This is a genomic window from Mesorhizobium sp. M1163 (genome assembly GCF_040318415.1).
Classification (GTDB): domain Bacteria; phylum Pseudomonadota; class Alphaproteobacteria; order Rhizobiales; family Rhizobiaceae; genus Mesorhizobium.
Window position 1 is genome coordinate 1 of record NZ_JAMYMF010000023.1, and the last position, 22,491, is coordinate 22,491.

Annotated in this window: 25 protein-coding genes; 10 read left to right on the forward strand and 15 right to left on the reverse strand. The window is 62.2% G+C overall.

Features of this window, described 5'->3' with window-relative positions; genetic code table 11:
- Positions 1-495: gamma carbonic anhydrase family protein (locus NKH43_RS21160; protein WP_352859679.1), on the forward strand; the 495-nt coding region annotated here is incomplete at its 5' end.
- A 223-nt stretch (positions 496-718) separates the two neighbouring features.
- Here the strand turns inward: NKH43_RS21160 and NKH43_RS21165 are convergent.
- From NKH43_RS21165 to NKH43_RS21180, 4 genes are all read right to left on the reverse strand, one after another.
- On the reverse strand, positions 719-1,642 hold the full coding sequence (locus NKH43_RS21165; RefSeq protein WP_352859681.1) for an HNH endonuclease: 924 nt from the start codon (positions 1,640-1,642) through the stop codon (positions 719-721).
- A 211-nt stretch (positions 1,643-1,853) separates the two neighbouring features.
- A complete protein-coding gene (locus NKH43_RS21170; protein WP_352859682.1) occupies positions 1,854-2,459 on the reverse strand; it encodes a transglutaminase-like cysteine peptidase in 606 nt (201 codons plus the stop codon).
- A 222-nt stretch (positions 2,460-2,681) separates the two neighbouring features.
- Positions 2,682-3,299 (reverse strand): PilZ domain-containing protein, encoded by a 618-nt coding sequence (locus NKH43_RS21175; protein WP_023717461.1) that lies wholly within the window; start codon positions 3,297-3,299, stop codon positions 2,682-2,684.
- Positions 3,300-3,415: 116 nt separating this feature from the next.
- Entirely contained in the window at positions 3,416-4,054 is a 639-nt protein-coding gene (locus tag NKH43_RS21180; RefSeq protein WP_352859684.1) for a PAS domain-containing protein, read from the reverse strand.
- Positions 4,055-4,446: 392 nt separating this feature from the next.
- Here NKH43_RS21180 and NKH43_RS21185 point away from each other — a divergent pair, with 392 nt between their 5' ends.
- The 4 genes from NKH43_RS21185 (at position 4,447) to NKH43_RS21200 (ending at position 7,929) form a co-directional block, all read left to right on the forward strand.
- Positions 4,447-5,217, forward strand: coding sequence for a rhomboid family intramembrane serine protease (locus tag NKH43_RS21185; RefSeq protein WP_023717463.1), 771 nt, complete (start codon positions 4,447-4,449; stop codon positions 5,215-5,217).
- A gap of 100 nt (positions 5,218-5,317) precedes the next feature.
- Positions 5,318-5,749, forward strand: coding sequence for a CBS domain-containing protein (locus NKH43_RS21190; protein ID WP_023717464.1), 432 nt, complete (start codon positions 5,318-5,320; stop codon positions 5,747-5,749).
- Positions 5,750-5,939: 190 nt separating this feature from the next.
- Positions 5,940-7,439 (forward strand): Asp-tRNA(Asn)/Glu-tRNA(Gln) amidotransferase subunit GatB, encoded by a 1,500-nt coding sequence (gene gatB / locus NKH43_RS21195; RefSeq protein ID WP_352484544.1) that lies wholly within the window; start codon positions 5,940-5,942, stop codon positions 7,437-7,439.
- 1 nt (position 7,440) lies between these two features.
- Positions 7,441-7,929, forward strand: a complete 489-nt coding sequence (locus tag NKH43_RS21200; protein WP_352859686.1) for a GNAT family N-acetyltransferase — start codon at positions 7,441-7,443, stop codon at positions 7,927-7,929.
- 16 nt (positions 7,930-7,945) lie between these two features.
- Here NKH43_RS21200 and NKH43_RS21205 read toward each other — a convergent pair whose 3' ends face one another.
- The 5 genes from NKH43_RS21205 to NKH43_RS21225 form a co-directional block, all read right to left on the reverse strand.
- Complete coding sequence (locus NKH43_RS21205) at positions 7,946-8,287, reverse strand: hypothetical protein (protein ID WP_352859688.1); 342 nt, start codon at positions 8,285-8,287, stop codon at positions 7,946-7,948.
- Positions 8,288-8,437: 150 nt separating this feature from the next.
- Complete coding sequence (locus tag NKH43_RS21210; RefSeq protein ID WP_352515791.1) at positions 8,438-9,649, reverse strand: hypothetical protein; 1,212 nt, start codon at positions 9,647-9,649, stop codon at positions 8,438-8,440.
- A gap of 147 nt (positions 9,650-9,796) precedes the next feature.
- Positions 9,797-10,096, reverse strand: coding sequence for a hypothetical protein (locus tag NKH43_RS21215; protein WP_352859690.1), 300 nt, complete (start codon positions 10,094-10,096; stop codon positions 9,797-9,799).
- Between the two features lie 94 nt (positions 10,097-10,190).
- A complete protein-coding gene (locus NKH43_RS21220) occupies positions 10,191-11,591 on the reverse strand; it encodes an ArnT family glycosyltransferase (RefSeq protein ID WP_198030459.1) in 1,401 nt (466 codons plus the stop codon).
- Between the two features lie 207 nt (positions 11,592-11,798).
- Positions 11,799-12,959: a helix-turn-helix transcriptional regulator gene (locus NKH43_RS21225; RefSeq protein WP_352859691.1), complete on the reverse strand. Its 1,161-nt coding sequence runs from the start codon at positions 12,957-12,959 to the stop codon at positions 11,799-11,801.
- Between the two features lie 246 nt (positions 12,960-13,205).
- Between NKH43_RS21225 and NKH43_RS21230 the strand changes: the two genes are divergently transcribed.
- The 3 genes from NKH43_RS21230 (at position 13,206) to NKH43_RS21240 (ending at position 14,698) form a co-directional block, all read left to right on the forward strand.
- Positions 13,206-13,604 carry an NADH:ubiquinone oxidoreductase subunit NDUFA12 gene (locus NKH43_RS21230; protein ID WP_352484551.1) on the forward strand — a complete coding sequence of 133 codons (399 nt, stop codon included), beginning with the start codon at positions 13,206-13,208 and terminating at the stop codon, positions 13,602-13,604.
- A gap of 156 nt (positions 13,605-13,760) precedes the next feature.
- Positions 13,761-14,243 (forward strand): DUF2155 domain-containing protein, encoded by a 483-nt coding sequence (locus NKH43_RS21235; protein WP_352451095.1) that lies wholly within the window; start codon positions 13,761-13,763, stop codon positions 14,241-14,243.
- An 86-nt stretch (positions 14,244-14,329) separates the two neighbouring features.
- Positions 14,330-14,698 (forward strand): hypothetical protein, encoded by a 369-nt coding sequence (locus NKH43_RS21240; protein ID WP_023717474.1) that lies wholly within the window; start codon positions 14,330-14,332, stop codon positions 14,696-14,698.
- A gap of 112 nt (positions 14,699-14,810) precedes the next feature.
- Here NKH43_RS21240 and aat read toward each other — a convergent pair whose 3' ends face one another.
- From aat to NKH43_RS21270, 6 genes are all read right to left on the reverse strand, one after another.
- Complete coding sequence (gene aat, locus NKH43_RS21245; RefSeq protein ID WP_023717475.1) at positions 14,811-15,428, reverse strand: leucyl/phenylalanyl-tRNA--protein transferase; 618 nt, start codon at positions 15,426-15,428, stop codon at positions 14,811-14,813.
- A 15-nt stretch (positions 15,429-15,443) separates the two neighbouring features.
- The gene (gene accC / locus NKH43_RS21250; protein WP_352859693.1) at positions 15,444-16,787 is read right to left on the reverse strand and encodes an acetyl-CoA carboxylase biotin carboxylase subunit; all 1,344 of its coding nucleotides are present in this window, start codon (positions 16,785-16,787) and stop codon (positions 15,444-15,446) included.
- 19 nt (positions 16,788-16,806) lie between these two features.
- Entirely contained in the window at positions 16,807-17,265 is a 459-nt protein-coding gene (accB, locus tag NKH43_RS21255; RefSeq protein ID WP_023717477.1) for an acetyl-CoA carboxylase biotin carboxyl carrier protein, read from the reverse strand.
- Positions 17,266-17,291: 26 nt separating this feature from the next.
- The gene (gene aroQ, locus NKH43_RS21260; protein ID WP_023717478.1) at positions 17,292-17,726 is read right to left on the reverse strand and encodes a type II 3-dehydroquinate dehydratase; all 435 of its coding nucleotides are present in this window, start codon (positions 17,724-17,726) and stop codon (positions 17,292-17,294) included.
- Between the two features lie 162 nt (positions 17,727-17,888).
- Positions 17,889-18,692 carry a DsbA family protein gene (locus tag NKH43_RS21265; protein ID WP_352859695.1) on the reverse strand — a complete coding sequence of 268 codons (804 nt, stop codon included), beginning with the start codon at positions 18,690-18,692 and terminating at the stop codon, positions 17,889-17,891.
- Between the two features lie 70 nt (positions 18,693-18,762).
- Positions 18,763-20,157, reverse strand: a complete 1,395-nt coding sequence (locus NKH43_RS21270) for a M48 family metalloprotease (RefSeq protein WP_352496196.1) — start codon at positions 20,155-20,157, stop codon at positions 18,763-18,765.
- Between the two features lie 146 nt (positions 20,158-20,303).
- Between NKH43_RS21270 and NKH43_RS21275 the strand changes: the two genes are divergently transcribed.
- The gene (locus tag NKH43_RS21275; RefSeq protein WP_023717481.1) at positions 20,304-21,452 is read left to right on the forward strand and encodes a pyridoxal phosphate-dependent aminotransferase; all 1,149 of its coding nucleotides are present in this window, start codon (positions 20,304-20,306) and stop codon (positions 21,450-21,452) included.
- A gap of 11 nt (positions 21,453-21,463) precedes the next feature.
- Positions 21,464-22,465: a glutaminase gene (locus tag NKH43_RS21280; protein ID WP_084642445.1), complete on the forward strand. Its 1,002-nt coding sequence runs from the start codon at positions 21,464-21,466 to the stop codon at positions 22,463-22,465.
- The last annotated feature ends 26 nt before the right edge of the window (positions 22,466-22,491 follow it).

Genomic DNA, 22,491 nt, shown 5'->3' on the forward strand with positions numbered 1-22,491 from the left:
CCCTGCGCGCCCGCCCACCGAAACGGGAGCGCCCCCCACCCCCCGCTGAGCGCCAAAACCCGGACGGCCCCAAAGGCCGGCTTCTGGTGGGGCGGCGGCGCCCGCGGCGACGACGAGCCGATCGTCATCGGCGCCGACACCAACGTGCAGGAGCACACCATCATGCACACCGACGCCGGCTTTCCGCTGACCGTCGGCCAAGGCTGCACGATCGGCCACCGTGCCTTGCTGCATGGCTGCACGATCGGCCACAACAGCCTGATCGGCATGGGCGCCATCGTGCTGAACGGCGCGAAGATCGGTAACAACTCGCTGGTCGGGGCTGGTGCACTGGTCACCGAAGGCAAGCAATTCCCCGACAATTCACTGATCGTCGGCTCGCCCGCGCGCGTCGTCAGGACGCTCGACGAAGCCGCAATCGCCAGGCTGCGCGCCTCTGCCGCGAATTATGTGGCCAACGGCAGGCGGTTCAGGGCTGGGTTGAAGAAGGTTTAGCGGTGATTGATATTCATGGCATTGACGGGGTAGGCTTGGTTGTTGAGCGTACGATAAGATAAGAAGAAATGACAGATCAAGATCCAGAGGCCGCATTCGTCGAACGCCGCGACAGATACTTTCGTGTTCTTGAGCCCTTGTTTCTGCCATCTTCTCTGTAGCAGGCTTAGCTTTCTCGTCTGTCTTGTCACAGTAGACATATCGCGAGAGAGGAATCGGCGGGCTAACCGAGGTATCGGCTCTCATTGTGCCAGCGCAACGCTGCCGCATCCGGTTGCTGGCTCCTGTTGGCCGGCAGTGAGATCTCTGATCCGTGCAGTTCGTAGTAGTGCCGACCGTTCTCAAATTCCTCTCGGATCCGACGGCTCACCTCAAATCGGTGATCTGGCGACACCGTGACATAACCCTGATCGAAGAGGCTGTGGATATCTCGTCGCATGAGAATTCCATTGCTCGCAGCGTGTTCACCGCCTTCCGCGTAAGGGCGAATGTGTGCTGCTTCCAGAGCCGGTAACGTGCGCTCCTTGGTTATAGCGCAACGTCTTCCGTACAAGTCTGTCACAACCAGGCGAAATGCTCCCTGACCAAGCCGTGGCCGGATCAACGTCGGCTCTCCGTAGCGTACTTGTGATTCGGAGAAGCCTGCGGATTCGATAGCTGGTGCCATGGCATCTTGAACGCGTTCCCAAAGTGCCCGGCCTTCTGCTTGGTCTGTGCCGTATCCCCGAAATGACACAAGGTTTCTTGCCCAAGAAACAGGAGGAGGAAACCACTGGCTCTCGGGCAGAAAAAAAGGCTGTGTGAGTATTCGGCACCCGATCTCCACCGGCCCTGCTGTAGCCGGATCCACCTTTCGGTAGTGAAGAATGCGAGTCCGCATTTCAGCGAGGCTGGTCACGCCGTTCGCTATCCCGAAGGCGTCCCAGGCGAGTGACAGCGGCATAATCGTTGATGAAGCAAAGATGCCACCACCAACGATCATGTTGATGGGATAGTGCAGTTTGAACAGGAACAACTCGCCCGGTTCCAAAGCTCGGAATGATTTTGGCGAAGGCGACCAGAAATTGACTTCAGTAAGGTCCGGTTGACGGCGCAACTGATTGAACCAGTCGCCATCCGTTACGGCTACCACGATCGTGACCGCCATTGAGACCCCCAACCACTATCATGCAGCGTCGCAGACGGTGATCTTAACACCATACACGTTTCGGAGGTGTCACGGCGATGCCGGGCCGTTTTGCAATTAGCGCCAGCTGCTCCCAGAAATGGTGGAGCCGGCCCGGGGACGGGGCCGGCTCCTAAACCCGGTCGTTGGGGACGGGGAGGGTGGGGACTCGACCGGGTTTTCCGTCGCGTCCTCAGCGGACGCTGGCGACCGCGTCGGAGCGGCCGTCGTTGATCGTTACCCAGGCGCCGGAATTGCGGTCGGACTGGCGCTTCAGGTAGGTGTAACTGGTATTGGTCCAGGACAGCACCTTGGGCTGGAGATTGTCGAGGATGAACTCTCCAAGGCTGGTGCGCACGGTCAGCACCGCATGGCCGTCGCCGTTGCGCTGGCGCACGACCGTCATCAGCAGATCGCCGGCCGGCACGCCGATGCTCATCAGCTCGCGGCGCTTTTCCAGCGCGTAGTCCTCGCAGTCGCCGAAGCCTTTGGGAAATGACCAGACTTCTTCCTTGCCCCACATTTCCATGTCGGTGCGCGGCGCCACTTTGCTGTTGACCGAATTGTTGATCTTGACGATCGTTGCCCACAGCTTGCGGGTGAGCTCGACTGGTGCCCGGTTCGGCGTCCTCTGATTGCATTCCTGCGGAATCTGCTGGCACAATTCGTAGTGACCGACCGGCTGCGTGGTGCGACCGCCGGTGTGCATGAAGGCCGGCTCCGCCGCGTTTGCAGTCCCCCAGCCGAAAAGCTGCATCGCTATTGCCGCCAGCAACAGCTTGCCCCTCGTCTTTTTCATTATTCAGTCTCCCCGTTTGAGGAGACAATGACACGGCTGGATTTATTTGACGCAAAAGCGCGAAGTAGACATTAAGTAAAACGCCAGTAGAATAAACATAAAATTTGACGCGATTAAGTATAGAATTATTTAAGGATTCTAGCCGGGTGCATTCCCATGCTTCGTCGCACCGTTCGAACAGCTAGGATGGCGATCCTTCGCGATGGTGCTAAAACTTTCGCGTCAGCCGCGCGGCGAGCTGAATTCGGTGTCGAGCGTTTCCGGCCGCTGGACGACGGCGAACTCGATGGCGACGCCATCTTCGAAATGGCGCACCACCTGGCCGCGCATGGTGCCCAGCGTCACCTGGACGCCGATGGCCGGCTTGACGTCGATCTCGATCGCGGCGCCCGACAGCGACAGATCGATGATGCGGCACTGGTACTGCCGTCCGTCAGCAAGTTGCAGCACGCTCGTCGGGTTGCGCGGTGCCACGCGTTCATGGCGGCGGTCTTCCGGCAGGTCGAGCTCGTGCTTATTGGCAAGCCAGGTCAGTTGCGCGGCGAGCTTGTCCCTCTTGCGGTCCGATGCGATGACGGTCATCGCAAAGCCATCCTGCAAAGTGCGGGTGATGACGCCTTCGATGCGGCCGATGTGATCGATGTAGGCAATGACCTTTTCACCCGGCAGGCCGGCGCGCTCGGTGCGCAGTGCGACGTTGCCGGGCGACATGTCGACCACCTGGCAGGGATGTTCGGTGCGGTCTTCCAGCATGAAACGTCCGTAAATCTTCACGCGGACGCGCTGAAAGTTACGCCTTTCAGCTTGGGACGGCGCATGGTCGACCGCCGCTGACCTCATCACTGCCATACCCCGTTCGGCATTCCGCGCATGGATGCGGGGAATTTCAGCGGAAAACTACAACAAAGCAGGTTAACAAAGGGGAAAGCCCGGCACTGTTGCTTTAAGCTTTGGCATCATTCTTCGCGTCCGCCGTCGAAGACGACCAGGTGACGGATGCGACGGGCCTGGCCGAGCGCCGAAATCGTCTCGGGCGGGTCGAATTCCGATGGGGCGAGCGAGGGAACTTCGATCGCCGGGCGGTTCTTCAGGAACATCGGCTCCTTGTCGGGATCGACGACACGGATCGAATCGATCAACGCGTCGAGAACCGGGTCGGCACCCAGCCAGAAGGGCTTTTCAACGGCGCTTATAACGCCGAGGCAACGCGGGCTCTCGACACCGCCGTCGAGCGGCAGTGCGAGCAGCTCGAACCTGTTGGAACGGCCGTTGCGGCTGAAACCCTCATAGGTGATGAGCACCACCGATTTCAGGTCGAAGATGCCATCGGTCAGCTTCGAAATCAGCCGCTGGTCCTTCTCGCGCCACAGCGAAGGGAATGAAAACCCCTTGAGTTCGCGGCCGTAGACCGCGCAGAGCCTGGTGCCGGCGAGCCGGAACACCGCTTCGCCGCGAGTGTCCTTTTCCAGGATGAACGTGTCGGCCAGCAGCGACTTGATGTCGGCCGGTTCGACTTCCGAGCGCTTCGGGGCAGGGCGTCCGTCACGCAATCGGTTCCAATAATGGAACAGCGTGATCGATCCGGTCTGGTTCATGCTAATGCTGCTCCGCGCATTCTGTCTTCTGATGTCCCATCGGTGAACAGAAGGGCGCCCTCCGAAGACCTACATGCGTTGCGGAGCAGGATGCGTGCCAGCATCGTTAATACTTGTTCACGGGTCGGGGCGGTTAAGGTTAACAACTGGTTTACGTTGCGCGCCGGCCAGGCCTGTGGCACACCAAAACCACTCCAGAAGCGGTCGTTTTGCGACGATCGGCAGCACTTCAGTCAAGAGTTCAGGGGGAGCAAGGGGGCTCGACCAGCCGTTCAAGGGAAACCTTGGACGGCTTCTTTTTTGATTCGGAGCTGCTGATTCGGCGTTTGTGATTCGGTTGGCCGTGATCTACATGCTCGCGAAGTCCAATCCAGCGACTGAGTGCAAGCCATATGAGCGACCCAGAAAGCCCCCCGGAGATCGAGCAGGGGGAGAGTGGGCCTGCCGCCCGCGAACCGGAGCAACGCCGTGAACCGGTGTTCAACCTGCCGCCCGTGGTGCTGGCGGTGATCGGCATCTGCGTCGCCGTCCATCTGATCCGGGTCTATTGGCTGACCGACGACCAGGACTTCGAACTGCTTGTCCGGGCAGCCTTTGTGCCGATCCGCTATTCCGGCCGCTTCGACCTGGATTTCTTCGCGTTTTCAAGCCCTTTTACCTATGCCTTTCTGCATGGCGGTTTTGCCCATCTTGCCATCAACATGGTGTGGCTCGCGGCCTTCGGCTCACCGCTGGCCAACCGCTTCGGCGCGTTGCGCTTCAGCCTGTTCTTCGCCGCGACCGGACTGGCGGCGGTGGCGCTGTTCTGGGCCATGCATCCGCTTGGCGAAGCGCCGCTGGTCGGCGCCTCCGGCGCGATTTCCGGCATGATGGGTGCGGCGGCGCGCTATGGCTTCCGCATCGACCGCTCGTCGGGCAAGGCCGCCTTCGCCGGCCAGCCTTTGCCGATGGCGGCGGTGCTGCGCTCGCGCGGCGTCGTCACCTTTCTCGCCATGTGGATGGTGATCAACCTGGCGACCGGCCTCTTCGGCCTGGCGCCCGGCATTGACGGCCAGATCGCCTGGGAAGCCCATATTGGCGGCTTTCTTGCCGGCTTCTTCGGCCTGCGGTTCTTCGATCGGCGAGAGCAGGCGCTCCAACAGGCGGACGAGCCGGACACCTGAGACCTCCGCACTTGAAATGAAACCGATCGCGGCGCACCATGTTCATACTAGGGAAAGCCGGCCAAGGCAGGAGCCGGCAGGAAATGCAGAGGAGGACGTCATGACTGTTAAGGCAATTCTCGAGGCAAAAGGCCACGACGTGGTGACGCTCGGGCCGAACGAAAAGCTCAGCGAAGCCATCCGCATGCTTTCCGAACACAGGATCGGCGCGCTGGTCATCACCAACGGCGATCACAAGATCGTCGGCATTCTTTCCGAGCGCGATGTGGTGCGGGTTCTCGCCAAGGAGGGGGCGGCGGCGCTCGACCTTGCCATCCGCTCGGCGATGACGCCCAAGGTGAAGATCTGCAATGAGAACCACACCGTCAACGAGGTCATGGAGATCATGACCAAGGGCCGCTTCCGCCATCTGCCGGTGGAAAAGAACGGGCTGCTCGACGGCATCGTGTCGATCGGCGACGTGGTCAAGCGGCGCATCGAGGATGTCGAGCGCGAGGCCGAGGAAATCAGGGCCTATATCGCCACGGCATAGGTGAGGGCGGCCGGGTTGCCGGCCATTGAATTTTTTCAAGCTGCTATAGCAGTCCATCGCGGCAGGTGCGGGCCTGTGCCGCGTCGGCGCCCGCGGCTTTGCGCTTGTCTCTCTTGGCGGTTTGCACTAGCGAAGTTGCACATCAAAATATGCGTTCTCGCATATCCGCAATTCCACTATGCAGGCCACTATGACCCTCATCGATACCCGCACGCCCGACGCCAAGCGCCTGGTTCCCGGCGCCACCGGCGACTGGGAGATCATCATCGGCCTCGAGGTCCATGCGCAGGTGACCTCGCAGGCAAAGCTGTTTTCCGGCGCCTCGACCATTTTCGGCGCCGCGCCCAATGCCAATGTCAGCCTGGTCGACGCGGCGATGCCCGGCATGCTGCCGGTCATCAACGAGGAATGCGTCAAGCAGGCGATCCGTACCGGGTTGGGCCTGAAGGCTGAGATCAACCACAAATCGGTCTTCGACAGGAAAAACTATTTCTATCCCGATCTGCCGCAGGGCTACCAGATCTCGCAGTTCAAGCAGCCGATCGTCGGCGAGGGCAAGGTGATCGTCTCGGTCGGCCCGGACCGGCAGGGCGAATTCGAGGACATCGAGGTCGGCATCGAGCGTCTGCACCTGGAGCAGGATGCGGGCAAGTCGATGCACGACCAGCATGCGACAATGTCCTATGTCGATCTCAACCGCTCCGGCGTGGCGCTGATGGAGATCGTCTCCAAGCCGGATATGCGCTCCGCCGATGAAGCCAAAGCGTATGTCACCAAGCTGCGCACCATCGTGCGCTATCTCGGCACCTGCGACGGCAATATGGACGAAGGCTCGTTGCGAGCCGACGTCAACGTCTCGGTGCGCCGGCCCGGCGGCGAATTCGGCACGCGCTGCGAGATCAAGAACGTCAACTCGATCCGTTTCATCGGCCAGGCCATCGACTATGAAGCGCGCCGCCAGATCGCCATCCTCGAGGACGGCGGCAGGATCGAGCAGGAAACACGGCTGTTCGACCCCAACAAGGGTGAGACGCGCTCGATGCGCTCCAAGGAAGAAGCGCATGACTACCGCTATTTCCCGGATCCCGATCTTCTGCCGCTGGAATTCGACCAGGCCTATGTCGATGAGTTGGCAAAGGACCTGCCGGAACTTCCCGACGCCAAGAAGGCGCGGCTGATCTCGTCGCTTGGCCTGTCGACCTACGATGCCTCGATCCTGGTATCGGAAAAGGCGGTCGCCGATTATTTCGAGAAGGTGGCGGCCGGGCGCGACGGCAAGCTCGCCGCCAACTGGGTCATCAACGACCTCCTGGGGGCCTTGAACAAGGCCGGCAAGGATATTGAAAACGCTCCTGTTTCGCCCGACCAGCTTGGTGCCGTCATCGACCTGATCAAGGAAGGCACCATCTCCGGTAAGATCGCCAAGGATCTGTTCGAGATCGTCTGGAACGAGGGCGGCGATCCGCGTCAGCTGGTCGAAAGCCGTGGCATGAAGCAGGTCACCGATACCGGCGCCATCGAAAAGGCGGTCGACGAGGTGATCGCGGCCAACCCGGACAAGGTCGAGCAGGCGCGTGCCAAGCCGACCATGGCTGGCTGGTTCGTCGGCCAGGTGATGAAGGCGACCGGCGGCAAGGCCAATCCGCAGGCGGTTAACGAGCTGGTCAAGGCCAAGCTCGGGATCGAGTAGGATGTTCGTCCGCACCGCCGGCGAGCGCGATCTGGCGGCGGTGCGCGCATTGCTGATCGAGACATGGCATGCCACCTATGACGCCATCTACGGCGCGGCGCGGGTTACCGAAATCACCGATGAATGGCATTCGATCGCCGCGCTCAAAGCACGGCTGACGCGGCCGAACTCGGAGTTCCTGGTCGCCGACGACGGCAAAAGCATCGGCGGCATGGCTTTCGCCGCCGCCACCACGGATGCCAGGATCGTCATGCTGAACCAGCTTTACGTGCATCCGGCCTGGCACAGGCAAGGCATCGGCCAGGCGCTGCTGGACGAGATCGAGGCCAGCTTTCCGGAGGCCCGAACGCTACGCGTCGAGGTCGAGGAAGCAAATGCCCCGGCCATCACCTTCTACCGCTCGAGAGGGTTCTTGCCCGCCGGCAACACGGCCGATTGCGGCGGCGCCACAGGGTTGCCGGCGCTGGTTTTGGAGAAGGCGATCGGCTAGCTCGTTCGCCTGACGCTCAGTTGCGTTTCACAGGCAGGTTGGAGCAGCCGGCAGCGAGAAACTCGCACGGCAGGCTGCCGCCGCCGCCCGACGTGTGCGGGGGCGTAGCGGCTTCGATTTTTTCGACCTCGTAATATTTCGAGGTGACACCCCATTTTTTGACGCCTTGGCACGTCGAGCGCACGCCAACCTCCGTCGCCTTCGCCGCCGTCTTGTAATAGGTGGTGATCCGGCAGGATTGGCTGACCGGCAGCGCGTTCGCCGGGCTCGTGACCGGCGGCACGAGGTTCGGGAAAGCAAGCAGCGAGATTGCCGCAATGATCCGGGCGGCGGGCATGGTGTGGGGAAGGTGCAGCATCGTTTGTCTCCATCGATGGCGCCGCTCGCTCGTGGCGAGCGGCGCGTTTGTTCCCGCAAGATCAGGCCATGAAGCAGGCGCTGCCGCATCTGCCGCGCGGGGGATGGCGGCAGCGGTCCGAACCGCAGCCGTCATCCGCGAGCGACCGCGTCAGGGCATTTTCGGCTTGATGAGCGTCTTTATCGGAACGGCGACTTTTGGTGGCCGGACCGCACTGGCTCCACCGTCGACGGCCAGCCCGCCGCTGTTGAGATAGCGCACCGTATAGTGCAGCTCGTAGCCCGGAACTCTGATCCATGTAGGCTTGTGATTGAACTGGTCCGGAGGCCTCGAATACCACTTCGGGATCTGCATGATCTTGGAACCGGCACCGAATCCCGCACTCTTGGCCGCTACCGCGAAGGCGCTGTCTCTGGGATCGTTCGGCGGCTGGTCGACATTGCCGATGACGACCAGCGAATCGTATTTTCGCGCGTCGAGCCTGAGTGCGGGAAGGTTCAGCGCAGCCACGTCGCCTTCGCGCATCGTCAGCGCCTTCTGAAGGCCGTCCTCATTGGCGTAGACATTGAGGTTAATGGCCTCGGATTCCGCATAGACCACATTGTTGTGGAAGTCGCGGGCCGCCAGACGCGTGAGGCTGTCGAAGGTCACTTCAACCGTCGGCTTGGCTATGGCGTCCGTCACAATCAGGTTGCGTCGCGGCACCGTCCAGAAGATGAGATCGTCGCCGGTGGCTTGCGTGCCGGCATCGGACCCGTCGATTGCCGAGCATTTCGAATTCGGAACCGGCGTCGTCACCGGCAGGGGTGCCGAAAACGAGCTGCGTACCTGGGCATCGATGTAGTTGCCGATGTTGAAAACATCTTCGAGGATGTTGCCGCCTTCGAAGCTCGCCGGGCCGGGTTGCGAGCGGATGATGACCTGGCTGGAATCGGTCTGCCAGCGGCTGCAGAAGACGTTGACGTCTATGGGAATGCCGATGTGACGGTCGGACGTCAGCGGGATCGAGACCTTGATGGTGAGGATATAGGGAACTTTGACAAACCAGCTGTTCGGCTGGTTCAGCATCTGCGTCGCAAAGCGCGACGGCCGCCATTGCTTCAGCGATTCGATCGATGCGCGAGATGATCGTCCCTGGGCGGCTAGCTGTGCGTTGGTGGCGTCGACCTTGGCCTGCGCCAGGTTGCGGACGGTGTTGGTGATCAGGAACACGCCGAGTTCGGCTTTGCAGGGCCTGTTCGATTGTGTGGGGTTGCATGGGGCAAGTGCCGCACTGGCAACCGGCGGCCCCGAAGGCGGCGGCTGGGCGGCCGCGGTGGCCGCCATCAGACCGAAGAACAGCATCGTGCAGGTTTTCAACATGGTATCCTCGCTCTGTCGTTGGAAACCACCCTCCGGCTAGACAGCAGCATTTGTCCGCTGGCGGTTCATCGCCCGCACGGGGGATGAACCGCGAAAACATCGGGCGGGCCTAGCGACGTCGAGCCGCCGTCCTTTCGGATTGGATGGCTACTGCTTCACGACGCCTTTGGTCGTCGCCTTCGGCGCGACGACCTTGGGCTTGGGGATTTTCGGACCTGGGTCGACTACCAATGCGGCCGTGCAGGAGCATTTGCCCGAACCGCAGTTCAGGTCGCCCTTGCACATTTTGGAATGCCGCATGTCGGTGCAGTCGGCGGTCCCGGAGCAGGAGCAACTGCCTTGCCCGATCGTACCCGACTGACATTTGAAGCTCCATGCCGGATCGGCAGCAAGGCCGGCCACAGCGAGCGATAAGACAAAAAGCGTTGTCGAGATGAGCTTGCGCATGAATACCTCCCGGTTCTATCGAGCGATGGAACCACGGAGCAGCAACGCCTTCATCTCCCGCGCGGGAGATGAATTCGCGTACCGGTGACGATCGTCAATGCTGTCCCTTCAGCACGACGAGATAACCGCGTTCGACGCGAAGCCGGAACGCGATTTGCCCTGCGGTGCCGGGATCCTTGGAAACCTTGTCGATGACATAGCCGCTGGGATGCGAGCCAAGCCATTCTTCCGGTTTGTCGGTGGTTTCGAATGGCTTTTGCAACCGGGCCAGGAAGCCGACTTCGCCTTGATAGTCGAAAGCCACGGCCCAGTCCGCATCCTTTCGCTCGTCGACGAAGTTGGCGAGCGGCGTCAGGTCATAGCGTTTGAACGCGGTTGCCGATGCCACCGCGTGGCCGATGCCGAAAATGACAAGCATGACGACGGCCGAGCTTTTCAGCCTGGCGAGCGGGATCTCCGCCATGAAATACCCGAATAGGATGGTCACGAACGGCAACATCGGCACGACATAGTGGGGCTGCTTGCCGGATATCGCGCTGAATGCCAGCAACACGGCAACGAACGAGAACGACAGCAGGCGCAAGGCGCGCAGATCGGGCGACTTCGTCTCGATCAGGCTGCGTATCCGCGTGCGCAGCTTCAATCGCCATACCTCAGGTATAAAAATCCACGGTATGAACATGACCGGCAGCAGCAGCAGATAGAAATAGAACGGCCGGCCGTGCGAATTGCGCAAATTGCCGGTGACGCGCCCCGCCGATTGGTTCCAGACCAGATCATAGACGAAACTGCCCTTTGTCAGGATGGTCGCCGGCACCAGCCAAATCGCCACCGGAATTAGCGCGGCGAGCACTGCCAGGCCCACTCCAGCGAGGAAGTTCGGTGTCGCCAGTCCCGCCCGCCGGTCGCGCCAGAACGGGTAGAACAGGATGGGCGCGCCGATATGGATGAGCACCACCGGGCCTTTCGTCAGCACGCCCATGCCGATGAACAACCCGGCCAGAACGGCCTGCCAGCGGTCGCCGCTCCGGGCAAAGGCAATCAACGACAACAGCGCGGCGAGCACGAAGACCGTCAGCAACAGGTCGAACAGGATCAGCGTCGAATAGATGACGAACACGCTGCTTCCGACGACCAGCCAGGGGACGCGCCGTGCGATGTCGTCGCGGCCGGGAAACAGGGTCCTTGCCAAAGCCGTCGTCAGCCAGATGACGAGTGAGGAGGCGGCGAAGATGACCAGCATCGCCGCCGGCCGGCTGGCGCCGAAAACGGTCCAGACAAGGTCGATAAGCCAAAACAGCAGCGGCGGCTTCTGCAGATAGGGCGCGAAATTCATCGTCGGGACGAAGATCTGTCCGCTCAGATACATTTCCCAGGTGACGCTGAGATATCGCGTTTCGTCGACGGGCAGCAGTGGCCGGAAAGCGACCGCGATGACGATCAGCCCAAGCAGGAAAAGGTAGGGGAGCAGCCGCTCGGTAGATGTCGGTATCAAAGATCGAGATCCGCGCCAGAAACCATTTTCTTTCCAGCCGAGCATAGTGCCGCGTTTCTGGACCGCGAACGACCGCACCATGATTTTGGCCGAATTGCAACGATGCCGGTTTCGTTTTGCAGATTTTGCGGATGATGTTCTTAAAGGCTTGGAAAACTTACCGGCCGAGCCTTTTGGACCACGGCCGGTCCGGGGGATCTGCGCAAATCAACTGGAGCGCAACGGCGGCGACAATTCGCGCATCAAGAGTTCGAGCTCGCGCTGATCGTCGGTACCGGTCTTGTCGAAGATCGTTGCCAGCTGCGACTTGACGGTGCCGTCCGAGACGCCGCCGGCTGCGGCGATTTCCTTTCGCGTCAGGCCGGCGGCAATGTGACCGGCGACGCGCCTTTCTGCCGCGGTCAGTCCGAACAGCGCCGCAATGGCGTCCAGCGCCGGGATTGGTGCCGAACCGGCCGCGGCGATGAAGATCGCCGCGGCGGCGCGCTGCGAGATACGCGCCGAGATTTCACGCCGCGCCAGCGGCATCACATGGGCCACTGCCGGAACGGCCGTCTTGGCCAGCGGAATGTTGATGCCGCAAGGTCCGAGCGCGAATTCGTCGCGCGTGCCGAGCTGGACGGCACGGCCGATCGCGGCATTGGCGTTGGCATAGGTGAAGGAAAGCTGTCCGCGCACGCAAGCGACCGAGATGTTTTCGGCGAGCAGCGCTTCGGCTGTCGGGTTGGCGAAGATGATGGTCATGTCTTCGGCGACGATCAGCACGGGATGGTCAAGGCTTTCGATGATGGAACGGAAGATTTCGGCCTTGCGCCGCTCCGCCTCGAACAGGTCGCCGATGGTCACCGCGCGCCGCACATGCGGCGCCAGCAGGCAGACAAGCTGGAGGTCCTCGCTGGAAATCTGGCGCCTGTCCTTGTCGGTAACCACCATCAGCGTGCCGATCCGGGTCGGCCGCTTCATCAACGCCACCCAGAAGAAATCGTCCAGCCGGTTGGGTTGCACCCATTCGCGCACGATGCGGCTTTCGAGCCATCTCTGTCGCGTATCCGGACCTTGCAGGGCGTAGATCGAATCGACAGTGAACGGCACGTCGATCTCCATCTTGGGAACCGCCGCATAGAACGGCACTTGCGAGCCGTAGTCATGCTTCAACGGCTCAAGAACTGCGGGATCGCCGCAAGACACCGAAAACCGCGCGGAACTGCTGATCGTGTCGATGACGGCGAGCATGGCAAGCTGGCCTTCCGCCAGGCTGCAGATGGCCTCGAGTGTCGCTTGCCAGCGGCCGACGTCGGCAATCGAATCGTAGATCGCCTCAACGACCTGCGGCAATGCGCGACCGGCCGTGCCCGCCAGCGATGACATGAGCCCCTCTCATTTGCCGCCCTTGAGGCGACGAAGCATCAATTCCTAGAATAACGCTGCGTAAGGTTGCCAACAACCCATTTCATCTGCTTCGCGCGGACGCGAGGATCGCATGAACGTATAGTTTGCCCGCCAGCCATTTGCTCGTCGGTTGCGGCAAGACCCTTGCCTTCGCAATGCCGTGACGCCATAAGCAGGAACAGGCGCCGCGAGGACTTGCTACAAGGACTTGCCACGAGGATTTGGATGAAAACTTTCCTTCTGCAGTTTTTCACCTGGTGGAACAGCCAGACGCTGGGAACGCGCTTCCACACCTGGCGGCACGGCAAGATGGTCGGGCAGGACGAGGTCGGCAACGTCTACTACGAGGGCGGCGTCGATTCGGAAGGCCGCACCCGCCGCTGGGTCATCTACCGCGACTATTCGGAAGCCTCGGCGATTCCGCCCGGCTGGCATGGCTGGATCCATCACCGTGTCGACGTTGCGCCGCCAACGGAAGACTACAAGCCCCGCGACTGGCAAAAGCCGCATGTGCCGAACCTCACCGGCAGCCCCGCAGCCTATCGCCCGAAGGGCTCGGTGCTGACCAACCAGCATCGTCCGCAGGTGACGGGCGACTACGACGCCTGGACGCCCGGTTCGTGATCGATCGCCGCGACACGCGCGCGGTTCCCACAGGCACCGTCCCCACGGGCGCGGTCCTTTGTCGCCACAATTGCTGTTTAGCTGTTTGCTGATCCGACAGCAGCAACTAGCCTTGGCGTTAAGAGAATCACCCGGGCGCAAACCACCGGACCTTGCATGAGCATGTTCAGCCGAATTTTGACGGGCGGATTAACCGCGGTCGTTCTCGCTTCTATGGTGGCGCTTGCTGCTGCGCAGGAGTTGGCGCCGCCTGCGCCGGACGCGTCGGTGGCACCCGCAGCACCCGCAGTATCCGAGCGCATCACCAATCCCGTCGCTGAATTCGCCGGCATCGACAAGATCACCGGCCGGATCATCACCTTCGACGTCTATATCGACGAGACGGTGCAATTCGGCGCTTTGCAGGTGACGCCGCGCATCTGCTATTCGCGGCCGGAAAACGAAGAGCCGAAGACGGATTCGTTCGTCGAGGTCGACGAGATCACGCTCGACCGGAAAATCCGCCGTATCTTCACCGGCTGGATGTTTGCCGAAAGCCCCGGGATCAACGCCGTCGAGCACGCCGTCTATGATATCTGGCTGAAGGGCTGCAAGCAGAAGTCCGACGTGCCGGCACCCGCTGCCCCCAAAACCAACTAGAACCTGTCAGCGCGGCGGATACGGCGTCTTGCGGAACCGCCTTGTTGTCGGAGCGTTGGGGCTTCTCTAGGGAGGAGGTTGCCATGATGATGGCCAACAAAAGCGAGCTTCTCGACATCGAAAAGGGATTCTGGACCGGCGACGCCGACTATTTCAAGGCCAACGCCGACACCGAATGCCTGGTGGCCTTCCCGCAGATGGCGCGGGTGATGAGCAACGCCGATCTGGCCAAAACCGCGACGGAGCCGAAGCGCTGGCGCGAGCTCGACATCGACCTCAAGGGCATCATCGAGCCCGGCAGCGACATCGTCATGCTGACCTACGAGGCGCGTGCGACCCGGCAAAATGGCGAAGCCTATGCAGCACTGGTCAGTACCGGCTATGTCCACCGCGTCAATGGCTGGAAGATGATGTTCCATGCACAGACACCGCTGGTGACGGCGACCAAGGGCTGACCGGCCGGTAGAGCAATTCCAGGAAAAGTGTGAACGGTTTTCCGTGCGGAATTGCGTCAAAACACAAAATAGACCGGTTCGGCGTTTCCGTGAAACGCTGAACCGTTCTAGATCACGGAAAAAACACAGCCTCGCCCTTTAGCGCCTCGGCCAGCATCTTCTCGTACTTGCCACGTGGCACGTCGATTGCGCCGAAACGTTTGAGATGCTCGGTCGTGAACTGCGTATCGAGCAGCGCAAAGCCGCGCGCCTTCAGGCGCTCGACCAGATGAACCAGACAGGCCTTCGAGGCGTCGGTCTCCCTGGCAAACATGCTCTCGCCGAAGAACACCCGGCCGAGCGACACCCCGTAGAGCCCGCCGACCAGCCGGTCGTCGTGCCAGGCCTCGACCGAATGGCAATGGCCCATCCGATGCAGCTCGACATAGGCTTCGCGGATTGGTGCGTTGATCCAGGTCGACCGCCGTTCCTCGCGTCTTTCGGCGCAGGCGTCGATCGTCGCCTCGAAATCGAAATCGATGCGGAATTCGAACAGATCCTTGCGGATCGTCTTCCTCAGGCTCTTCGGGATGTGGAAACCGTCGAGCGGAATGATGCCGCGCGTCTCCGGCCGCACCCAGAACACCTCGGGGTCATTGGCATTTTCGGCCATCGGGAAGACGCCGGAGGCATAGGCTTTGAGCAACAGGTCGGTCGGGATGCGATAGCCGGGTGCGTAGGGGCGGGTCATCGCGTCGCCCCTGTGTCACTCGCCTTTGGCCAGATATTTTTCCAGCCAGTGGATGTCGTAGTCGCCATTGGCGATGTCGGCGTTGCCGACGAGGTCGCGAAACAGCGGCAGCGTGGTCTTGATGCCGTCGACCACGAATTCATCGAGCGCGCGTCGCAGCCGCATCATGCACTCGACGCGGTTGCGGCCGTGCACGATCAGCTTGCCGATCAGGCTGTCGTAGTAGGGCGGGATCTTGTAGCCGGAATAGACGCCGGAATCGACGCGGATGCCGAGGCCGCCTGGCGTGTGGAAGTGGGTGATGGTGCCCGGCGAGGGGGTGAAGGTGCGCGGATCCTCGGCATTGATGCGGCATTCGATAGCATGGCCGTGGAAGCGGATATCTTCCTGGCGCACCGAAAGCCCGCCGCCCGAGGCGACGCGGATCTGCTCGTGCACAAGGTCGATGCCGGTAATCGCCTCGGTCACCGGATGTTCGACCTGCAGGCGCGTGTTCATCTCGATGAAATAGAACTCGCCGTTCTCATAAAGGAATTCGATGGTGCCGGCGCCGGAATAGCCGAGATCGGCGATCGCCTTGGCGCAGACGCCGCCAATATGTGCGCGCTCCTCGGCATTGAGCGCCGGCGAGGGCGCTTCTTCCCAGACCTTCTGGTGGCGGCGCTGCAGCGAGCAGTCGCGCTCGCCGAAATGCACGCCGCGCCCGGCGCCGTCGCCGAACACCTGCACTTCGATATGGCGCGGCTTCTGCAGATACTTCTCGATATAGACGGCGTCGTCGCCGAAGGCGGCGCCCGCCTCCGAGCGTGCCGTCTGCAGCGCCACCTCGAGGTCGGCCTCGCTATGCGCCACTTTCATGCCGCGCCCGCCGCCGCCGGCCGACGCCTTGATGATCACGGGGTAGCCGATCCCGGCGGCAATGCGCTTGGCCTCCTTTTCCTCGGTGACCGCGCCGTCGGAGCCGGGTACCACGGGAATGCCGAGGCGCTTTGCGGTGCGCTTGGCCTCGATCTTGTCGCCCATGATGCGGATATGGTCGCCGGTCGGACCGATGAAGGTGATGTTGTGCGCGGCGAGGATGTCGGCGAACTTGGCGTTCTCCGACAAAAAACCGTAGCCGGGATGCACCGCGTCGGCGCCGGTGATCTCGCAGGCGGCGACGATCTGGTGGATGTTGAGATAGCTGTCGCGCGACGGCGGCGGGCCGATGCAGACGCTCTCGTCGGCGAGACGCACATGCATGGCGTCGGCGTCGGCGGTCGAATGCACCACCACCGTCTGGATGCCAAGCTCCTTGCAGGCGCGCAGCACCCTGAGGGCAATTTCGCCGCGATTGGCGATGAGGATTTTCTGGAACATCTTTCGCCTGTTCCCGGCTCTACTCGATCACGACGAGCGGCATGCCGTATTCGACCGGCTGCGCATCTTCGAACAGGATCGCCGTCACCATGCCGGCGCGCGGCGAGGGGATCTGGTTCATCGTCTTCATCGCCTCGATGATCAGCAGCGTCTGGCCTTCCTTGACCTTCTGGCCGATTTCGATGAACGGCTTGGCGTCGGGCGACGGTGCCAGATAGGCGGTGCCGACCATTGGCGAGGCGACGGCGTTCTTCGACACGTCGGGCGTCGCCGGCGCGGCCGCTGCCGCAGGCTGCGCTGCTGCCGGGGCATAGGCTGGCGGCGCTGCGGCGATCGCATGGACGGCCGGCGCCTGCCGCGAGACGCGCACCTTCAGATCGCCCAGCTCGACCTCGATCTCGGTCAGGTTGGTGTCGTTCAGTATGCCCGCCAGGTCGCGGATCAGCTGCTGGTCAACACCGTTCTTCTTTATCGACATTTTCGAGCCTTCTGTTTGTTGGCCGGTCATAGGCGTGCAGCCAGCGCCTGCAGCGCCAGCGTGTAGCCGAGCGGCCCGAACCCGCAGATCATGCCGACAGCCACCGGCGCGACCATGGAGACGTGGCGGAATGGTTCCCGCGCATGGATGTTGGAGAGATGCACCTCAGCGACCGGCAGCGGCGCGACGGCGCGGATGGCATCGTGAATGGCGATCGAGGTGTGGCCGTAGGCGCCCGGATTGATGACGATTGCGGCGGCCTTGTCGGCGGCCTCGTGGATCCAGTCGACGAGGTCGCCCTCATGGTTCGACTGGCGGAAATCGATCTCCAGCCCAAGTGCGGCACCCGCCTGCTTGCAGTCGTCGGCGATCGCCGCAAGCGTCTTGCCGCCATAGATGCCCGGCTCGCGCTTGCCGAGCGCGTTGAGATTGGGGCCGTTCAGGACGAAAACCGTTTTCAAAAAATGCCGACCTTTCCCGGCGCGGCTAAGCCGGCGCGCCGGACCTCTATAATGGGCATAGACGCTGGCGAAAAGAGCGCAAGTGCGTTCTTTCGCCGTCCACAACAGCCGGAAAACGGCCCGCGCCGGAAACCCGCAGCCTGATCGAAACCCGAACCCTAATCAGAGCGCGGCCTTCGCCGCCTCGATCTTTTCGGCCAGCACTTCCTGGCCGAGCGCGCCGAACACAACCTCGTTGCCGACGACATAGGACGGCGTTCCGGTGATGGCGAGCTTGGTGGCAAGGTCATAGGTCTTGGAGAAGGCCTCGGTGATGCTCTGGTCCTTCATCTTTTCGCGCAGCGCCGCCTCGTCGGCGCCGAGCGACAGCGCCACCTTGATTGCCGCCGCCTCGGTGGCGCGTCCCTGGCCGCCGAGCAGCGCGTTGTGGAATTCGCCGTATTTCTCCGGCTTCATCAAGTGGAAGGCCATCGAAACGACGCTCGCCTTCTGCGAATCAGGGCCGAGGATCGGGAATTCCTTGAGCACGAAACGCAGGTCCGGATCGACCTTGGTCAGCGCGCGCATGTCATCGATGGCGCGTTTGCAGTAACCGCAATTGTAATCGTAGAACTCGACGATGGTGACCTTGCCGTTCGGATTGCCGACAACGCCGTCGAAGGCGGAGTTGAAAATCTGGTCCTTGGCGTCTTTGATGACGCCGAGACTGGCGACGCGCTGTTCTTCCTTCTGCTTGGCCTCGAGCGCCTGCTGGGCTTCCAGAAGCACTTCCGGGTTCTTCAGCAGATAGTCGCGGACGATGCCTTCGACTTCGGTGCGGTCGAGCTTGGTTTCCGAGGACGCCGTCTGGACAAGCTGCGCCGTGCCGGCCGTCGCCGTCTGCGGATTTCCGGCGACGAAGCCGAACGCCAGCATGGCGAGGGCGGCTGCCACTCCGGTAGTGCCCAGCAGAATTGCCTTGGTCATGATCCTCGATCCTCTAGCCTGTGTTCGGGTCCGCTCGGTTCGGCTGTGTCGCAGCGTGCGTCCGAAAGGTTCACTTCTTCTTACCTGATGGTGCGTAGTTTATAATGTCCTGCGCGCGAAGCCAGCCCGGCTCGCCCCGCTTCATGCTCTGCTGCGCCCGCATGGCGAAGATCTTCGCATTCTTGTAGTCGCCGGAATAGAAATGCCCTTCGGCGGTTGCAAGCTCGGCCGCCGGGATGTTGCCGAGTTCGCCATAGGCCTGTGCCAGATAGCGGTATCCGGCGGCGTTTTCGCGATCCCGCCCGAGGCCCGTGTTGATCTGCGCCACCGCCTTCTTCAGCGAATCCGGCGTGCCGATAGCCATCAGCGCCTGGCCGTACGAGACCGGCAGCAGCCCGGATCGCGCCGGATCGAGGCTGACCGACCTGGCATAGGCGTCCGCCGCATCCTTCGGCCTGTTCGCCTTCATCAGGATGTCGCCGCGCAATTCCTGGAAATAGGGATTTTTCGGCTGTTCCTTGATCAGTGCGTTGGTCTTGGTGAGCGCCGAGGCCAGATTGCCGAAGAGATAGGTCATCTGCGCGTCGCCATAGCGCGAGGCGAGACTGCCGGGGTTCTTGCGTATCAATCGCGACGCCGCGGCCTGTCCTTGCATATAGGCGGCGATCTTGATGCGCATCATGTCGTGGCGCTGCTGCAGTGTCGGTGGGTCGACCTTGTCGAGGTAAGGGCTCTGCTTCACCAGCACTTCGAGATTGGCGATACGCTCCTGCGGCATCGGATGGCTGATCTTGTAGGGATCGACTTGGGCGCCCGAGAGCGACAATGCATTCTGGAAACGGCTGAACGTCTTCAGCATGCCCATGCCGGACTGGCCGGTAGCATTGAGATAAGCGATTGCCGAGCGGTCGGCGGTCATCTCTTCGGTGCGCTGATAGGCGAGGATACTGCGTTGCGCCATCTCGCCGCCGCCGGCCATCACGCCCATGCCGGCCCCAGCGAGGCCGCGGCTATTGCTGGTGGCGCCGGCCACCATGGCGCCGGCGCCAAGCAGCGTCGCCAGGATTGCCATCGTCTTGGCGCGCTCGAGCTGTTCGCGCAACTTTTGCTGGTGTCCGCCGGCGATATGGCCGGCCTCGTGGGCGATGACCCCGATGATCTCGTTCGGGGTTTCGGCTGTCATCAGCGCGCCGGTGTTGATGAACATGCGGCGGCCAGCAACAAAGGCGTTGAAGCTCTGGTCGTTGACCAGCACGATGTTGATGGCGTCGCCCGATAAGCCGGCCGCTTTGAAGATCGGCCGTGCGTAATCCCGCACCAGCGCCTCGATCTCGGCATCGCGCACCACCGGCACATTCTGCGCAAACGCGTTGACCGAGCCAGCCATGGCTAGCACCGCGGCAAGCGAAAGCGTCGCGAAGGCGCGCGCTGTCCTGGCGATCGTCGATCTGGGTCGGCTTAACATGGCAGGTCCACTGGTAGACGAGCGGGCGAAGGATGAAAAGTCGGCACCTTAAAACTTACCGAACTTGTGATCCCCACATCAATCGGGCATTTGTGCGGCGCGGCCTGCATGGCCGGCACGTGCGGACAAGTGTGGTGGATTGAAAAATGGTTGTTTCGCTTTCGCGCCGCGGCGCCGTCGAGCCGTTCCACGCCATGGACATCCTGGCCGAGGCGAATCGGCTGAAGGCCAAGGGCGTGCCGGTCGTTTCCATGGCAGTCGGCCAGCCGTCCGACCCGGCACCGGCCGGGGTTCGCGAAGCGGCGGCGAGCGCCTTGAAAGCAGGCCGCATCGGCTATACCGACGCGCTGGGCCTCGCCGGCCTGCGCAAGGCAATCGCGGCCCATTATGGCGAGCATTACGGGCTTGACGTGCCGCCCGAGCGGGTAGCCGTTACCACCGGATCGTCGGCTGCCTTCAACCTTGCCTTCCTGGCGATGTTCGATCCGGGCGACCGCGTCGCCATCGCCGCGCCGGGCTATCCGGCCTATCGCAACATCATGGCTGCGCTCGGCATCGACATCGCCGAGATCGAGCTCGGCGGCGCCGCCTATCTTCATGCCGAGCACCTGAAAACCGCGCACCGCGAAAAACCGCTGAAAGGCGTGCTGTTCGCCAGCCCGGCCAATCCGACCGGCGCGGTCATTCCCGCCGGCGATCTCGAGGCGCTGGTCGAGACGGCGCGCGAGCTTGGCATCGCCGTGATCTCAGACGAGATCTACCACCGGCTGGCCTATGCGGCGCCCGACACGACGGCGCTGTCTTTCGGCGCGGACGTGACGGTGATCAATTCCTTCTCGAAATATTATTGCATGACCGGCTGGCGCATCGGCTGGATGGTGCTGCCGCAGGATTTGGTGCGGCCGATCGAGCGCATCGCCCAGAGCCTCTACATCTCGCCGCCCGAACTGTCCCAGATTGCCGCGATCGAAGCGTTCAAGGCGACAGAAGAGCTGGAGGCGGTGAAGGCGCGTTACGCCTGGAACCGCGAGCTCTTGATGCAACGCCTGCCGGACCTCGGCTTTGCGCTTGCCGCGCCCATGGACGGCGCCTTCTACGCCTTCTGCGACGTCACCCGGCACACCAACGACAGCATGGCGTTTGCGCGCAGGATGCTTGCCGAGGCGCATGTGGCGGCGACGCCCGGCCGCGATTTCGATCCGCTGCAGGGCCATCGCACGATGCGCTTTTCCTACGCCGGCAGCCACGACGACATGGTCGAGGCGATGGCGCGTATCGAACGCTGGCTGAAGTAGCGGGGACGACGATGCCGGAGCTTGAACAGGCGCCGCAACGCGGACAGGCGCCCCAACTTGGACAGGCGCCCCAGCTTGAACAGGCGCCCCAGCTTGAACAGGCACTGCGCGAGGTTGCCGCCGAAATGGCGGAGCGTGCCGATCGCGGCGACGTTGCCAGCTATATTCCGCAGCTGAGCAAGATCGACCCGAAAAAATTCGGCATTGCCGCGGTGACCAATGACGGCCGCGTGCTGACCGCGGGCGACGCCGACGAGGCATTTTCGATCCAGAGCATCTCAAAGGTATTCACGCTGACGCTGGCGCTCGGCAATGTCGGCGACGCGCTATGGCAACGGGTCGGACGCGAACCGTCGGGCAATCCGTTCAACTCGATCGTCCAGCTCGAGCACGAGAACGGCATTCCGCGCAATCCGTTCATCAATGCCGGCGCCATCGTCGTTTCAGACATCCTGCTTGCCGGCCATCAGCCGCGCGAGGCGATCGGCGAGATCCTGCGCTTCATCCAGTTCCTGGCCGATGACGACACGATCATCATCGATCGCGAGGTCGCGGCGTCCGAACGTGCCACCGGCTTTCGCAATTTCGCGCTTGCCAATTACATGAAATCGTTCGGTAATCTCAATCATGCGCCGGAACTGGCGCTGGGCGTTTATTTCCACCATTGCGCGATCGCCATGAGCTGCCGGCAACTCGCCCTGGCCGGGCGCTTTCTCGCCAATGGCGGCAACAATCCGGCGACCGGGCATTCCGTCGTCTCGGCCGAGCGCGCCCGCCGCATCGGCGCGATGATGCTGACCTGCGGCCATTATGACGGCTCCGGCGACTTCGCTTTCCGTGTCGGCATTCCCGGCAAGAGCGGCGTTGGCGGCGGCATATTGGGGATCGTGCCGGGCGTCGCCTCGCTTGCGGTGTGGTCGCCTGGCCTCAATGCCAATGGCAATTCCAGGCTGGGCTCGATCGCGCTGGAGAAACTGGCGAAGATGATGAACTGGTCGATCTTCGCGCCATAGTGCCTGTCGCCTGGAATTGGCACGAA